Source organism: Streptomyces sp. NPDC039462 (assembly GCF_055639375.1).
The window spans coordinates 1,197,456-1,213,170 of the sequence record NZ_JBVKAO010000002.1; the positions used below are offsets into that span (position 1 = coordinate 1,197,456).

A 15,715-nucleotide genomic window follows, 5' to 3' on the forward strand; every position below is an offset into this window, starting at 1 on the left:
AGAGGTGACCGCCCTTCAACAGACCTGGGTCCTACTGGTTGTACGGCCCGTAGTCGTAATCCTCCAGCGGCACAGCCTGACCCGAACCCGTCCCGAAGGGCGAGTAGTCGATGTCGTCGTAGCCGACGGCCGAGTACATCGCGGCCTTGGCCTCTTCGGTCGGCTCGACCCGGATGTTGCGGTAGCGGGAAAGACCCGTACCGGCCGGGATGAGCTTACCGATGATGACGTTCTCCTTGAGGCCGATGAGGCTGTCGGACTTGGCGTTGATCGCCGCGTCCGTCAGGACTCGGGTCGTCTCCTGGAAGGAGGCGGCCGACAGCCAGGATTCCGTCGCCAGCGAGGCCTTGGTGATACCCATCAGCTGCGGACGGCCGGAGGCCGGGTGGCCACCCTCCGTCACGACCCGACGGTTCTCGGTCTCGAACTTCGAGCGCTCGACGAGCTCGCCCGGCAGCAGCTCCGCGTCGCCGGACTCGATGATCGTCACGCGGCGCAGCATCTGCCGGATGATGATCTCGATGTGCTTGTCGTGGATCGACACGCCCTGGCTGTTGTAGACCTTCTGGACTTCGCCGACCAGGTGGACCTGGACCGCGCGCTGACCGAGGATCCGCAGCACGTCGTGCGGGTTGGTGGCACCGAAGGTGAGCTTCTGGCCCACCTCGACGTGGTCACCCTCGCGCACCAGGACCTTGGCACGCTTCGAGATCGGGAACGCCGTCTCGTCGCTGCCGTCGTCCGGGGTGACGACGATCTTCTTGGTCTTCTCGGTCTCCTCGATGCGGACACGGCCCGCGGCCTCGGAGATCGGGGCGACACCCTTCGGCGTACGAGCCTCGAAGAGCTCGACGACACGGGGCAGACCCTGGGTGATGTCGTCACCGGCCACACCACCGGTGTGGAAGGTACGCATGGTGAGCTGCGTACCCGGCTCACCGATGGACTGGGCGGCGATGATGCCGACCGCCTCACCGATGTCGACCAGCTTGCCGGTGGCGAGCGAACGGCCGTAGCAGAAGGCACAGGTGCCGACCGCCGACTCACAGGTCAGGACCGAGCGGGTCTTGACCTCCTCGACGCCGTTGGCGACCAGGGCGTCGATGAGGACGTCACCGAGGTCGACGTTGGCCGGCGCGATGACCTTGCCGTCGATGACGACGTCCTCGGCCAGCATGCGGGCGTACACCGAGGTCTCGACGTTCTCCGTCTTGCGGAGGACACCGTCCTCGCCCTTGACCGCGATCTTGAGCTTCAGACCGCGCTCGGTGCCACAGTCCTCCTCGCGAATGATGACGTCCTGGGAGACGTCGACCAGACGACGGGTGAGGTAACCGGAGTCGGCGGTACGGAGAGCCGTGTCCGCCAGACCCTTACGGGCACCGTGCGTGGAGATGAAGTACTCGAGGACGGAGAGGCCCTCACGGAACGAGGCCTTGATCGGACGCGGGATCGTCTCGTTCTTCGCGTTCGACACCAGACCACGCATACCGGCGATCTGCCGCATCTGCATCATGTTTCCTCGGGCACCCGAGTCAACCATCATGAAGATGGGGTTGGTCTTGGGGAAGTTCGCGTTCATCGCCTCGGCAACCTCGTTGGTCGCCTTGGTCCAGATCGCGATGAGCTCCTGCGTGCGCTCGTCCTTGGTGATCAGACCGCGCTCGTACTGCTTCTGGACCTTCTCGTCCTGCTCCTCGTAGCCCTTGACGATGGCCTTCTTGGCCTCGGGCACGACGACGTCGGAGATGGCCACGGTGACACCGGAACGGGTCGCCCAGTAGAAGCCCGCCGCCTTCAGGTTGTCGAGCGTCGCCGCCACGATGACCTTGGGGTAGCGCTCGGCGAGGTCGTTGACGATCTCGGAGAGCTGCTTCTTGCCGACGGAGTAGTCGACGAAAGGGTAGTCCTCGGGCAGCAGCTCGTTGAAGAGCGCGCGGCCCAGGGTCGTACGCAGCCGGAAGCTGTCGCCCTGCTGGTACGCCCGCTCGCCCTCGAAGTCGTCGCCCTCGGCGCTGACCGGCGGGGTCCAGCCGCGCGGCGGGATGGTGCCCACCGGGAAGCGGATGTCGACCTTCGCCTGCAGCGAGAGCTCACGCGCGTCGAACGCCATGATCGCCTCGGCCGTGGAGCCGAAGGACCGGCCCTCGCCGATGACCTTGCGCTCTTCCTCGTCCGTGGTGAGGAAGAAGAGACCGAGCACCATGTCCTGGGTCGGCATGGTGACGGGACGACCGTCGGCCGGCTTCAGGATGTTGTTCGAGGACAGCATCAGGATGCGGGCCTCGGCCTGCGCCTCCGCGGAGAGCGGCAGGTGGACGGCCATCTGGTCACCGTCGAAGTCCGCGTTGAACGCGGTGCAGACGAGCGGGTGGATCTGGATGGCCTTGCCCTCGACCAGCTGCGGCTCGAAGGCCTGGATGCCGAGGCGGTGCAGCGTGGGCGCACGGTTCAGCAGAACCGGGTGCTCGGCGATGACCTCTTCGAGGACGTCGTACACGACCGTGCGGCCGCGCTCGACCATCCGCTTGGCGCTCTTGATGTTCTGCGCGTGGTTCAGGTCGACCAGGCGCTTCATCACGAACGGCTTGAAGAGCTCCAGCGCCATGGCCTTCGGCAGACCACACTGGTGCAGCTTCAGCTGCGGACCGACGACGATCACGGAACGCGCGGAGTAGTCCACACGCTTACCGAGCAGGTTCTGACGGAAACGACCCTGCTTGCCCTTCAGCATGTCGCTGAGGGACTTCAGCGGACGGTTGCCGGGGCCCGTCACCGGGCGACCACGACGGCCGTTGTCGAAGAGGGCGTCGACCGCCTCCTGGAGCATGCGCTTCTCGTTGTTCACGATGATCTCGGGCGCACCGAGGTCGAGAAGCCGCTTCAGGCGGTTGTTGCGGTTGATCACGCGGCGGTACAGGTCGTTCAGGTCGGAGGTCGCGAAGCGGCCACCGTCCAGCTGCACCATCGGACGCAGGTCCGGCGGGATGACCGGCACGCAGTCCAGAACCATGCCCTTGGGGCTGTTGCTGGTCTGCAGGAACGCGGAGACGACCTTGAGGCGCTTGAGCGCACGGGTCTTCTTCTGGCCCTTGCCGGTACGGATGATCTCGCGGAGGCGCTCGGCCTCCTCGTCGAGGTCGAAGGACTCCAGGCGCTTCTGCAGGGCAGCGGCACCCATGGAGCCGTCGAAGTACGTGCCGAAGCGGTCACGCAGCTCGCGGTAGAGCAGCTCGTCGCCCTCGAGGTCCTGGACCTTGAGGTTCTTGAAGCGGTTCCACACCTCGTCGAGACGGTCGATCTCGCGCTGCGCACGGTCGCGCAGCTGCTTCATCTCACGCTCGGCGCCCTCGCGCACCTTGCGGCGCACGTCGGCCTTGGCACCCTCGGCCTCGAGCTCGGCCAGGTCGGTCTCGAGCTTCTTGGCGCGGGCCTCCAGGTCGGAGTCGCGACGGTTCTCGATCTGCTGACGCTCTACGGAGACGTGCGCCTCCAGGGACGGCAGGTCGCGCGTACGGCGCTCCTCGTCCACGAACGTGATCATGTACGCCGCGAAGTAGATGACCTTCTCGAGGTCCTTCGGGGCGAGGTCGAGGAGGTAACCCAGGCGCGACGGGACGCCCTTGAAGTACCAGATGTGCGTGACGGGCGCGGCCAGCTCAATGTGGCCCATCCGCTCACGGCGCACCTTGGCGCGAGTGACCTCGACGCCGCAGCGCTCACAGATGATGCCCTTGAAGCGGACACGCTTGTACTTACCGCAGTAGCACTCCCAGTCCCGGGTCGGACCGAAGATCTTCTCGCAGAAGAGTCCGTCCTTCTCGGGCTTGAGGGTGCGGTAGTTGATGGTCTCCGGCTTCTTGACCTCGCCGTGGGACCACTGTCGGATGTCGTCCGCGGTGGCAAGGCCGATCCGCAGCTCGTCGAAGAAGTTGACGTCGAGCACTTTGTCGTCAATCCCTCTTTCGGGGTCGAGTCTCAATCATGGTCTGTACGGGTCCGGGGCAGGGCCGGGGCCTCACGAGGAGGCCCCGGCCAGACCCGTCAGACCTCTTCGACGCTGCTCGGCTCGCGCCGGGACAGGTCGATGCCGAGCTCCTCCGCCGCGCGGAAGACGTCCTCGTCGGTGTCGCGCATCTCGATGGACATGCCGTCCGAGGACAGCACCTCCACGTTGAGGCAGAGCGACTGCATTTCCTTGATGAGCACCTTGAAGGACTCGGGAATGCCGGGCTCGGGGATGTTCTCGCCCTTGACGATGGCCTCGTAGACCTTCACGCGGCCGGTCACGTCGTCGGACTTGATCGTCAGCAGCTCCTGGAGGGCGTAAGCGGCGCCGTATGCCTCCAGCGCCCACACCTCCATCTCACCGAAGCGCTGGCCACCGAACTGGGCCTTACCACCCAGCGGCTGCTGGGTGATCATCGAGTACGGGCCGGTCGAACGCGCGTGCAGCTTGTCGTCGACCAGGTGGTGCAGCTTGAGGATGTACATGTACCCGACCGAGATCGGGTCCGGGAACGGCTCACCGGAGCGGCCGTCGAACAGCTGCGCCTTGCCGGACGGGAGCACCATGCGCTCGCCGTCGCGGTTCGGGATGGTGTGCTGCAGCAGACCGGCGAGCTCGTCCTCACGCGCACCGTCGAAGACGGGGGTGGCGACGTTCGTACCGGGCTCGACCTTGTCGGCGCCGATGGCCTGGAGGCGCTGCGCCCACTCGTCCGCGAGACCGGAGACGTCCCAGCCGCGGCTGGCGAGCCAGCCGAGGTGGATCTCCAGGACCTGTCCCGGGTTCATTCGGGACGGCACACCCAGCGGGTTCAGGATGATGTCGACCGGAGTTCCGTCCTCGAGGAACGGCATGTCCTCGATCGGCAGGATCTTCGAGATGACACCCTTGTTGCCGTGGCGGCCGGCGAGCTTGTCACCGTCCGTGATCTTGCGCTTCTGCGCCACGTAGACACGAACCAGCTGGTTCACGCCCGGCGGCAGCTCGTCGCCCTCTTCACGGTCGAAGACGCGGACGCCGATGACCTTGCCGATCTCACCGTGCGGCACCTTCAGCGAGGTGTCGCGCACCTCGCGCGCCTTCTCACCGAAGATCGCGCGGAGCAGGCGCTCCTCGGGCGTCAGCTCGGTCTCACCCTTGGGCGTGACCTTGCCGACGAGGATGTCGCCGGCGACGACCTCGGCACCGATACGGATGATGCCGCGCTCGTCGAGGTCGGCGAGGACCTCCTCGGAGACGTTCGGGATGTCCCGGGTGATCTCCTCCGGGCCGAGCTTGGTGTCACGGGCGTCGACCTCGTGCTCCTCGATGTGGATCGAGGAGAGGACGTCGTCCTGCACGAGGCGCTGCGACAGGATGATCGCGTCCTCGTAGTTGTGACCCTCCCAGGGCATGAACGCCACGAGCAGGTTCTTGCCGAGGGCCATCTCGCCCTCTTCGGTCGCGGGACCGTCGGCCAGGACCTGGCCCTCGATCACGCGGGCGCCCTCGTCGACGACAACCTTCTGGTTGACGGAGGTGCCCTGGTTCGACCGGGAGAACTTGGCGATGCGGTACGTGGTGTACGTGCCGTCGTCGTTGGTGACCGTGACGTAGTCCGCGGAGACCTCCTGGACCACACCCGCCTTCTCGGCCTTGATCACGTCACCGGCGTCGACCGCACAGCGGTACTCCATGCCGGTGCCGACGAGGGGAGCCTCGGCGGTGATCAGCGGCACGGCCTGACGCATCATGTTCGCGCCCATGAGGGCACGGTTGGCGTCGTCGTGCTCCAGGAAGGGGATCATCGCGGTCGCGACGGACACCATCTGGCGCGGCGAGACGTCCATGTAGTCGACGTCCGTGCCGGGCACGTAGTCGATCTCTCCGCCACGGCGGCGGATCAGGACGCGGGCCTCGGCGAAGTGGAGGTCGTCCGTCAGCGGCGCGTTGGCCTGCGCGATGACGAAGCGGTCCTCCTCGTCGGCCGTCAGGTAGTCGACGTCGTCGGTGACCTGGCCCTCGACGACCTTGCGGTACGGCGTCTCGACGAAGCCGAACGCGTTGACGCGGCCGTACGAGGCGAGCGAACCGATCAGACCGATGTTCGGGCCTTCGGGCGTCTCGATGGGGCACATGCGGCCGTAGTGAGACGGGTGCACGTCACGGACCTCGAAGCCGGCCCGCTCACGGGAGAGACCACCCGGGCCAAGCGCCGACAGGCGGCGCTTGTGGGTGAGACCCGACAGCGGGTTGTTCTGGTCCATGAACTGCGACAGCTGCGAGGTGCCGAAGAATTCCTTGATCGACGCCACGACCGGGCGAATGTTGATCAGGGTCTGCGGCGTGATCGCCTCGACGTCCTGGGTCGTCATGCGCTCGCGGACGACGCGCTCCATACGAGCCAGACCCGTGCGGACCTGGTTCTGGATGAGCTCGCCGACGTTGCGCAGACGGCGGTTGCCGAAGTGGTCGATGTCGTCGGTCTCGACGACGATCGACGTGCCGCTGTCGCCAACGGTCTCGGTCTCGCCGGCGTGCAGCTTCACCAGGTACTTGATCGAGGCGATGATGTCCTCGACCGTGAGGATGCCCGCGTCGAGCGGAGCGTCCGCACCCAGCTTCTTGTTGACCTTGTAGCGGCCGACCTTCGCGAGGTCGTAGCGCTTGGGGTTGAAGTAGAGATTCTCAAGCAGGGTCTGAGCGGCCTCACGGGTCGGCGGCTCGCCCGGACGGAGCTTGCGGTAGATGTCGAGCAGCGCGTCGTCCTGGCCCTGGGTGTGGTCCTTCTCCAGGGTGGCGCGCATGGACTCGTACTCGCCGAACTCCTCGAGGATCTGCTCGGTCGTCCAACCGAGAGCCTTGAGCAGAACGGTGACCGACTGCTTGCGCTTGCGGTCGATGCGCACACCGACCATGTCGCGCTTGTCGATTTCCATCTCCAGCCAGGCACCCCGGGACGGGATGATCTTGGCGGAGAAGATGTCCTTGTCGGACGTCTTGTCGATCGAGGAATCGAAGTAGACACCCGGCGAACGGACCAGCTGCGACACGACGACACGCTCGGTGCCGTTGATGACGAAGGTGCCCTTGTTGGTCATGAGCGGGAAGTCGCCCATGAAGACCGTCTGGGACTTGATCTCGCCGGTCTCGTTGTTGGTGAACTCGGCCGTGACGAAGAGCGGGGCGGCGAACGTGAAGTCGCGCTCCTTGCACTCGTCGATCGAGTTCTTGGGGGGCTCGAAGCGGTGGTCGCGGAACGTCAGGGACATCGACCCGGAGAAGTCCTCGATCGGGGAGATCTCCTCGAAGATCTCCTCCAGACCGGACTTGGTGGGGACGTCCTGTCCGCTTTCCAGAGCCGCCTCGACACGAGCCTTCCACGCGTCATTGCCGAGCAGCCAGTCAAAGCTCTCGGTCTGCAGCGCAAGAAGGTTCGGAACCTCGAGGGGCTCCTTGATCTTTGCAAAGGAGATGCGCAGCGGGGCGGTGCTGGCGCCGTTGTTCGTATTCGCGGTCGAGGCAGTGCGCGAGGCGGCCAAGAGGGGGTCCTTCCGAGGGCTCGGACTCACTACGCGCGTACCGGTCCCAGGCTGGACACAGAGACGGATCCCCCTGACTTGGCTGTTTGGCCAGGTCAGGGCAGTTTCAGTCCACGGTGCTCAAGCATGGGCATGCCCCTGGTGACGGGCAGGAGGCAGCTAACAGGCAGCGCAAAGGGTCAGTGTAGCCAGTTGGCCCACTGATGTCCAGTGCGGGTTCTGGGAGACCCTCGTTGTTCTCAACCCCTGCTGCAAGCCACGCCCTCGATGCACATCGATACTGCCCTCTTCGCCGCCGATCCATGCCTCGGATCCGGATCGTTGTGACGACGCGTCCTGAGAATTGCGCGCTGCGTGCGGTTCGTCAAGGCCCCCCTGCCCAGACGTCGCCCTGGGACACTCACCGTCACGGGCTGTCCCGAGGCACAACGAAGATCACCATACTCGCCGGGACCGACATCGCAAGGCGCCCTCACACGCGTGCCCGGGAACGCCGAAAGGCGACCACCCACATGGGTGATCGCCTTAGGCGTCCCGCGCGTTACAGCGTTTCCGCCGTACGTGCGGTGAAGAGAGTCAGACGACTCGTGAGGTCACTTGACCTCGACGGAGGCGCCGGCGCCCTTGAGGGCCTCGGCGGCCTTCTCAGCGGCGTCCTTGGCGACCTTCTCGAGGACCGGCTTCGGGGTGCCGTCGACGAGGTCCTTGGCCTCCTTGAGACCCAGCGAGGTCAGCTCACGCACGACCTTGATGACCTGGATCTTCTTCTCGCCGGCGCCGGTGAGGATGACGTCGAACTCGTCCTGCTCGGCCTCGGCCTCGGCGGCCGGGGCACCCGGGCCCGCGACGGCGACGGCGGCCGGGGCGGCGGCGGTGACGTCGAACTTCTCCTCGAAGGCCTTCACGAACTCGGAGAGCTCGATGAGGGTCATCTCTTCGAACTGCGCGAGCAGGTCGTCCTGGGACAGCTTCGCCATGATGGCGTCCTTCCACTAATTCGGCTGGTGCCGGGTGTACATGGAGGCGGGCGTACGTTGGGCCCGCTGTGACCGTCGCCTCAGGCGGCGGTCAATGTGCGAGCCGAATTACTCGGCACCGCCCTGCTCGGCCTTCTTGGCACGAAGCGCCTCCGCGGTGCGGACGAACTTCGAGGGAAGCGCCTGGAAGAGCGCGGCAGCCTGGGACTGCTTGCCCTTCATGGCGCCCGCCAGCTTGGCGAGCAGAACCTCGCGGGACTCGAGGTCCGCGAGCTTCTTGAACTCATCGGCGGACAGCGCCTTGCCATCAAGGACACCGCCCTTGATGACGAGATTCGGGTTGTCCTTGGCGAAGTCACGAAGACCCTTCGCCGACTCCACCGGGTCACCGGTGACGAAGGCAACCGCCGTCGGACCCGTGAACAGGTCGTCGAGCGTGTCGATCCCGGCCTCGTTGGCCGCAATCTTGGTCAGCGTGTTCTTCACCACGGCGTACTCGGAGTTTTCACCGAGGGAACGGCGCAGCTGCTTGAGCTGGGCCACGGTGAGACCCCGGTACTCGGTCAGCACGGCGGCGTTCGAGCTGCGGAACTTGTCCGTGAGCTCGGCTACCGCGGCAGCCTTGTCGGGCGTCGGCATAGAGCGTCGGCCTCCTTCCGGGTGATGAGGACCGCTCAAAAGGGGCCGACAAAACGAAACGCCCCGGCGCAGGCGCACGGGGCGTGAGCTCGACCGAATCGCATGCGATTCAGGAGCACATCCACAGTCACCTGCGCGGGTCGTCCGCCGTCTCAGCGGATCCTTCGGCCACCGCCCCCTCTTGCGAGAGAACGGCAACGACCAGCGGTCTTTGGCTTCTGGGGAAGACTACGCGAACGGGTCCGCGTCAGGCAAATCCGGCGTCGGCCGTCAGCCCTCGAGGCCCTTCATCTCCTTGGAGAGGTCCATGACCTGCGCCTTCGGCGGGGCCTCGACGTTCACCGGCTTGTTGTAGTCGAGGAAGGTGATGGTCATGTCGAGGCGGCCCTTGTCGCCCTTGCCGCGGGCGCGGAACTGCTTGGTGTGGTCCTCGCCGTCGACCCACATGTCCATGGTGAGCTTCTCGACGCCCATGTCCTCGTACTGCTTGATGCTCTTCTCGCGGCGCTTCTTGGTGGCCGCGTCCTCGTCCTCGATGAGCTTGCGCATCTGGTCGAGCGTGACCGTGCCCGTGTAGCGGGTGGTCTCGACGCCGCCGACGGACTCGCTGCCGACCTTCTTCAGGTCCTTGGAGCCGGTCAGGAGCGTGGACTGGTCGGCCGGGTTGTTGTCGGCCTGGGCCGAGGCCGAGGTGGCGGCGGACTTGCCGCCCGCCTTCTCCATGGCCTTGGCGTCGAACTTGATCCAGCTCTTGCCCTCCATCTCCTTGGCGGCCGCCTTGCCGCCGCCGAGGTAGATGCCGCCGTCGACGTAGCGCAGCTCCATCTTGTCCGGGCCCTGGTCGGGCGCGGACATCTTCATCTGCATGGCGAGCGGCTTGGTGCTCATCGCCGCGTCGGCCTGGACCCGCCCGTCACCCGGGACGGTGCCCTTCATCCGGAACGTGAACGAGGTGAGGTCCTCGGTCCTGTCCGCGGCCTTCTTCACGGCCGCCGCGGGCGCCATGTCCTCCCCCGCCTTGTCGGACTTCTCCGACCCGCAGCTGACCGCGCCGCCGGCGAGCAGCAAGGCCGCCAGCGCGGTGCTCGCGGTTCTCTTGCTGCCCATACGTACGGAAATGCTCATGACCCCACCCCTAGGAACACATGATCGACTTATTTTCTGCTTGCAGAGAGTACCCGAGGGCGGGGGCCGGAGCTCACGGGTTATGCCGCGGGCTGCCTGTTCAGGAGGTCCTTGAAGCTCATGGTGTCCGAGGCCGGGGGCTTCTCGACGGAGAGCGGGGTGCCGTAGTCGCTGTAGTAGGCCGTCTGCTCGAAGGGGCCGTTCTTCGTGTCGGCCTTCTCGATCTTCTTGACCAGGAGGTCGTCCTCGTTGACCCAGATGTCGATGGTCTCGGTGCTGATGCCGGCCTGCTCGAACTGCTTCTTCAGCTCGGACAGCCGGTTCTTGTCCAGGTCCGCGCTCTTGGCGGTGAAGTCCGCGATGTCGACCTTGCCGGAGTAGTGGGTCGTCTGCGTCCCGCGGACCTTCTCCTCGCCGACGCGCTTCACGTCACCGGAGGCAAGGAGCATCTTCACCGACTGGTTCGGCGTGCTGTTCTGCATCTGGTCCTGGAAGGCCTGGCCGGCGGCGCCGCTCATCTCGGCGAGCGTGTCGTAGTCGTACTCGAGCCAGTGCTTGCCCCCGCCCGCCTGGGCCGCGAACTTGTCGCCCATGTTCGCGTAGAAGCCGTCCTTCAGATAGCGGTAGTCGAGCTTCGTCTGGCCCAGCTGCCGCATCTGCTGGGCCTGCGTGCCGCCCGTGAACGTCACCGTGACATTGCCCGTGATCCCGTCGGACCATCCCATGACGCCCTTCATGTCCATGGACGTGAGCGTGCCCATGGTGGTCGAACCGTCGATCCGGGCGGTGTCCGCCTTGTCGGTCGACTTCTCAACCGTGCGCAGGGCGGCTATCGGGCTGAGGCTGATCCCGCCCTTGCCCTTGTCGCCGTCGGCCTTGTCCGAGGAGTCCCCCGAGCCACAGGCCGTAAGACCCGTCAGTGCCGCGACCACCGCGATCGAGAGACCTGTCCGGCGCATGATCGTGCTGTTCATGTTGTCCCACCCCTTGGCGTTCATGGTGTCTGCACGCTAACGCAGGCCTCTGACAGACGTAACCGAAAGGCCCGTACACAAACAGGACGGGCCCCGCACCTCGAAAGGTTGCGGGGCCCGTCCACAGAACGCGTACGCGACGCGGCTGCCGTCAGTTTCAGACGGCGGCCGGGTCCTCCTCGGTGAGGAGGTTGCGGGTGCGGTTCGAGTCGAGCGGAATGCCGGGGCCCATCGTGGTGGTGATGGCGGCCTTCTTGATATAGCGACCCTTGGCGGCCGACGGCTTCAGACGGAGGATCTCCTCCAGGGCCGCGGCGTAGTTCTCCACCAGCTTGGTGTCGTCGAAGGACACCTTGCCGATGATGAAGTGCAGGTTCGAGTGCTTGTCGACGCGGAACTCGATCTTGCCGCCCTTGATGTCGTTGACAGCCTTCACGACGTCGGGGGTCACGGTGCCGGTCTTCGGGTTCGGCATCAGACCACGCGGACCGAGCACGCGGCCGAGGCGGCCGACCTTGCCCATGAGGTCCGGGGTGGCGACGACGGCGTCGAAGTCCAGGCGGCCCTTCGCGACCTCGTCGATGAGCTCGTCGGAGCCGACGATGTCGGCGCCAGCGGCTTCCGCGGCCGCAGCACGGTCACCGGTCGCGAAGACCAGGACCCGGGCGGTCTTGCCGGTGCCGTGCGGGAGGTTCACGGTGCCACGGACCATCTGGTCGGCCTTGCGCGGGTCGACGCCCAGACGCATGGCGACCTCGACGGTGCCGTCGAACTTGGTCGCGGAGGTCTCCTTGGCGAGACGGACGGCCTCGAGCGGGGCGTACAGCTTCTCCCGGTCGATCTTGGCGTCCGCAGCGCGGAGAGTCTTGCTGCGCTTCACTTCTGCTCCTGGTGTGTTCAGGTATGGAGTCGTGGTGCGGGCCAGCGCTTGGCCCTACCACTGGAGAAAGGTCAGACGGGGGAGGAGTCTCAGCCCTCGACCGTGATGCCCATGGAACGGGCGGTGCCGGCGATGATCTTCGACGCGGCGTCCAGGTCGTTGGCGTTGAGGTCTTCCATCTTGGTCTGCGCGATCTCACGGATCTGCGCCTCGGTGACCTTGGCGACCTTGGTCTTGTGGGGCTCGCCGGAGCCCTTCTCGACACCAGCGGCCTTGAGGATCATCTTGGCGGCCGGCGGCGTCTTGGTGATGAAGGTGAAGGAGCGGTCTTCGTAGACCGTGATCTCCACCGGGATCACCCAGCCACGCTGCGACTCGGTCGCGGCGTTGTAGGCCTTGCAGAACTCCATGATGTTGACGCCGTGCTGGCCCAGGGCGGGGCCGACCGGCGGGGCCGGGTTGGCGGCACCAGCCTGGATCTGGAGCTTGATAAGCCCCGTGACCTTCTTCTTCTTGGGAGGCATAGCTCTCTCCGGGTCCTAGTGAGAGTTTTCAGCCGGCCATCCGGTCATCCGGATGGAGGCATACCGCACAACGATAACGGGTATAGTCGCGCGGCTAAAAACCGAGCAGGTCAGACCGGCTTTGGCAGCCCGTCTGACCTGGTCGGAGGTGTGTGTTCCAGAGGAAGCTCAGGAAGCCGCGAGGGCTAGTTCTTCTGGATCTGGTCGAAGCTGAGCTCGACCGGGGTCTCGCGGCCGAAGATCTCGACGAGGCCCTTGACCTTCTTCGAGTCGGCGTTGATCTCGTTGATCGTCGCCTGCAGCGTCGCGAACGGGCCGTCGGTGACGGTGACCGAGTCGCCGACCTCGAAGTCCAGGACCTGGACCTCGACCTTGCGGGCGGGAGCCGGCTTGCCCTCGGCCTCGGCGGCCTCGCGGGCGGCCTTCTCCTCGGCCTCCGGGGCGAGCATCTTGACGATCTCGTCCAGGGTCAGCGGGTACGGGTCGTAGGCGTTGCCCACGAAGCCGGTGACGCCGGGGGTGTTGCGGACGACGCCCCACGACTCGTTCGTCAGGTCCATGCGCACCAGCACGTAGCCGGGGAGCTTGTTCTGGCGGATCGTCTTGCGCTCGCCGTTCTTGATCTGGGCGACCTCTTCCTGCGGCACCTCGGCCTGGAAGATGAAGTCCTCGACGTTGAGCGAGACGGCGCGCTGCTCGAGGTTGGTCTTCACGCGGTTCTCGTAACCGGCGTAGGTGTGGATGACGTACCACTCGCCGGGGAGGGTGCGGAGCTCCTCGCGGAGGGCGACGATCGGGTCGACCGGCTCGGCCTCCTCCTCGGGCTCGTCCGCGGCGTCCGCGCCATCGGTGTCCTCGGCGGACTCCTCGTCGGCGACCTCGGCGACGGCGGCCTCGTCCTCGTCGGACTCGGCTACGGCCTCGGCGTCGCCCTCCAGGTGGATGGCGGCCTCTTCGGCGGGCTCGCCCGCGGCGGCGTCGGCAGCGTCGGCCTGGTCCGGGTCCTCGGCGTCCGCCGCCTCGACGATGTCGAGCTGGTCCTCCACGGACTCCGCGTTCTCTCCGCGAGGCTCAACGGCATCGTTCAGGTTCGGGTCAGACACGGTGGCTGCTTCTTCCTGGATACAGAGGGGTGGAACGCGCGAAATGGGCGCCACGAACAGCGCCCTTCGCTCTCGGCTCAGCCGAAGATGTACTTGACAGCGTGGCTGAAGCCATAGTCAATCACGGTCACAAGGCCGATCATGATGACGACGAAGACAATCACCACTGTGGTGTAGGTCGTGAGCTGACTGCGAGTCGGCCAGACGACCTTGCGGAGCTCCGCGATGATCTGGCGGTAGAAGAGCGCGAGACGGCCGAAGGGGCCCTTCTTGCCGCGCTTGCCGCCCTTGCGGGACTTCTTCTTCGACTCCGGCGCCTCGTCCTGGGCATCAGGCATGTCGATGGAGCCCACGGCGTCCGTCACTCGTCCTCACCTGATTCCGGGTCGTGGCCGTGCCGCGCCCGGTTGAGCCGCACGGCGGTGCAATGCAGTACGTACATGCGCACACATCCTGGCGAAGGAGTGTGTAGCAGGGCCGGAGGGACTTGAACCCCCAACCGCTGGTTTTGGAGACCAGTGCTCTACCAATTGAGCTACGACCCTTTGATTTCCCCCAACCTACCGCATCCGCCCAAGTGCACGGAGTGCGTCGGGAGGCAGCGGCCGGTGAGGGCCAACGAGCAGTGAGTGTACGTGCTCAGCGGCGCCCCGTCGAACAGAAAGGGATCCGATGGTCCGGTAAACCCGCGCGCCGGGCCCGTTCGGGGTCTGGAACGATGGGGTGATGAGCGCTGCAACTTCTCCGACCGAGCGCCGGGTGTCCGCGCGCATCGGCGCGATCTCCGAGTCCGCGACCCTCGCTGTCGACGCCAAGGCCAAGGCCCTCAAGGCCGCGGGCCGTCCGGTGATCGGCTTCGGTGCCGGCGAGCCCGACTTCCCGACGCCGGACTACATCGTCGAAGCGGCCATCGAGGCCTGCAAGAACCCGAAGTTCCACCGCTACACGCCGGCCGGGGGCCTCCCCGAGCTCAAGGCCGCGATCGCCACGAAGACCCTGCGCGATTCGGGGTACGAGGTCGACGCGTCCCAGATCCTGGTGACCAACGGCGGCAAGCAGGCCATCTACGAGGCGTTCGCCGCGATCCTCGACCCGGGCGACGAGGTCATCGTCCCCGCGCCCTACTGGACGACGTACCCGGAGTCGATCCGTCTCGCCGGCGGTGTGCCGGTCCCGGTCGTCGCCGACGAGACCACCGGTTACCGCGTCTCCGTGGAGCAGCTGGAGGCCGCGCGCACGGAGCGCACGAAGGTCGTCCTCTTCGTGTCGCCGTCGAACCCCACGGGTGCCGTCTACAGCGAGGCCGACGCCGAGGCGATCGGCCGCTGGGCCGTCGAGCACGGCCTGTGGGTCATGACCGACGAGATCTACGAACACCTCGTCTACGGAGACGCGAAGTTCACCTCGCTCCCCGCGATCCTCCCCGAGCTGCGCGACAAGTGCATCGTGGTCAACGGCGTCGCCAAGACGTATGCGATGACCGGTTGGCGAGTGGGCTGGATCATCGGCCCCAAGGATGTCGTGAAGGCCGCGACGAACCTGCAGTCGCACGCCACGTCCAACGTGTCGAACGTCGCGCAGGCCGCCGCCCTCGCGGCCGTCTCCGGTGACCTGGTCGCCGTCGAGAAGATGCGCGAGGCCTTCGACCGGCGTCGCAGGACGATCGTGCGGATGCTCAACGACATCCAGGGCGTCGTCTGCCCCGAGCCCGAGGGCGCCTTCTACGCGTACCCCTCGGTGAAGGGCCTCATCGGCAAGGAGATCCGCGGCAAGCGCCCGCAGGACTCCGTGGAGCTGGCCGCGCTCATCCTGGAGGAGGCCGAGGTCGCGGTCGTTCCGGGCGAGGCCTTCGGGACGCCGGGTTACCTCCGCCTTTCGTACGCGCTGGGTGACGAGGACCTCGTCGAGGGCGTCTCACGGATCCAGAAGCTGCTCGCCGAGGCCCGCGACTGACGCTTCGGTG

Annotated in this window: 11 protein-coding genes and 1 tRNA gene; 1 reads left to right on the forward strand and 11 read right to left on the reverse strand. The window is 66.2% G+C overall.

The window, feature by feature from the left end; all coding sequences use genetic code 11:
• Positions 1 to 31: 31 nt before the first annotated feature.
• The 11 genes from ACZ7LU_RS16045 to ACZ7LU_RS16095 form a co-directional block, all read right to left on the reverse strand.
• Entirely contained in the window at positions 32 to 3,946 is a 3,915-nt protein-coding gene (locus ACZ7LU_RS16045) for a DNA-directed RNA polymerase subunit beta' (RefSeq protein WP_398300181.1), read from the reverse strand.
• 98 nt (positions 3,947 to 4,044) lie between these two features.
• On the reverse strand, positions 4,045 to 7,530 hold the full coding sequence (gene rpoB / locus ACZ7LU_RS16050; protein WP_362994408.1) for a DNA-directed RNA polymerase subunit beta: 3,486 nt from the start codon (positions 7,528 to 7,530) through the stop codon (positions 4,045 to 4,047).
• 593 nt (positions 7,531 to 8,123) lie between these two features.
• A complete protein-coding gene (gene rplL, locus ACZ7LU_RS16055) occupies positions 8,124 to 8,507 on the reverse strand; it encodes a 50S ribosomal protein L7/L12 (RefSeq protein ID WP_398300179.1) in 384 nt (127 codons plus the stop codon).
• Positions 8,508 to 8,615: 108 nt separating this feature from the next.
• Complete coding sequence (gene rplJ / locus ACZ7LU_RS16060; protein ID WP_398300177.1) at positions 8,616 to 9,146, reverse strand: 50S ribosomal protein L10; 531 nt, start codon at positions 9,144 to 9,146, stop codon at positions 8,616 to 8,618.
• 270 nt (positions 9,147 to 9,416) lie between these two features.
• Positions 9,417 to 10,271 carry an SCO4651 family lipoprotein gene (locus ACZ7LU_RS16065; protein ID WP_471916966.1) on the reverse strand — a complete coding sequence of 285 codons (855 nt, stop codon included), beginning with the start codon at positions 10,269 to 10,271 and terminating at the stop codon, positions 9,417 to 9,419.
• A gap of 80 nt (positions 10,272 to 10,351) precedes the next feature.
• Positions 10,352 to 11,245 (reverse strand): SCO4651 family lipoprotein, encoded by an 894-nt coding sequence (locus ACZ7LU_RS16070; RefSeq protein WP_468314132.1) that lies wholly within the window; start codon positions 11,243 to 11,245, stop codon positions 10,352 to 10,354.
• A 157-nt stretch (positions 11,246 to 11,402) separates the two neighbouring features.
• Positions 11,403 to 12,125 (reverse strand): 50S ribosomal protein L1, encoded by a 723-nt coding sequence (gene rplA / locus ACZ7LU_RS16075; protein ID WP_362994399.1) that lies wholly within the window; start codon positions 12,123 to 12,125, stop codon positions 11,403 to 11,405.
• Between the two features lie 89 nt (positions 12,126 to 12,214).
• Complete coding sequence (rplK, locus tag ACZ7LU_RS16080; protein WP_030782612.1) at positions 12,215 to 12,649, reverse strand: 50S ribosomal protein L11; 435 nt, start codon at positions 12,647 to 12,649, stop codon at positions 12,215 to 12,217.
• Positions 12,650 to 12,834: 185 nt separating this feature from the next.
• Positions 12,835 to 13,752 (reverse strand): transcription termination/antitermination protein NusG, encoded by a 918-nt coding sequence (nusG, locus tag ACZ7LU_RS16085; protein WP_398300172.1) that lies wholly within the window; start codon positions 13,750 to 13,752, stop codon positions 12,835 to 12,837.
• 77 nt (positions 13,753 to 13,829) lie between these two features.
• Positions 13,830 to 14,117, reverse strand: a complete 288-nt coding sequence (gene secE / locus ACZ7LU_RS16090) for a preprotein translocase subunit SecE (protein ID WP_398300170.1) — start codon at positions 14,115 to 14,117, stop codon at positions 13,830 to 13,832.
• A gap of 107 nt (positions 14,118 to 14,224) precedes the next feature.
• Positions 14,225 to 14,297, reverse strand: a tRNA-Trp gene (locus tag ACZ7LU_RS16095).
• Between the two features lie 181 nt (positions 14,298 to 14,478).
• Between ACZ7LU_RS16095 and ACZ7LU_RS16100 the strand changes: the two genes are divergently transcribed.
• Positions 14,479 to 15,705 (forward strand): pyridoxal phosphate-dependent aminotransferase, encoded by a 1,227-nt coding sequence (locus ACZ7LU_RS16100; RefSeq protein ID WP_398300168.1) that lies wholly within the window; start codon positions 14,479 to 14,481, stop codon positions 15,703 to 15,705.
• The last annotated feature ends 10 nt before the right edge of the window (positions 15,706 to 15,715 follow it).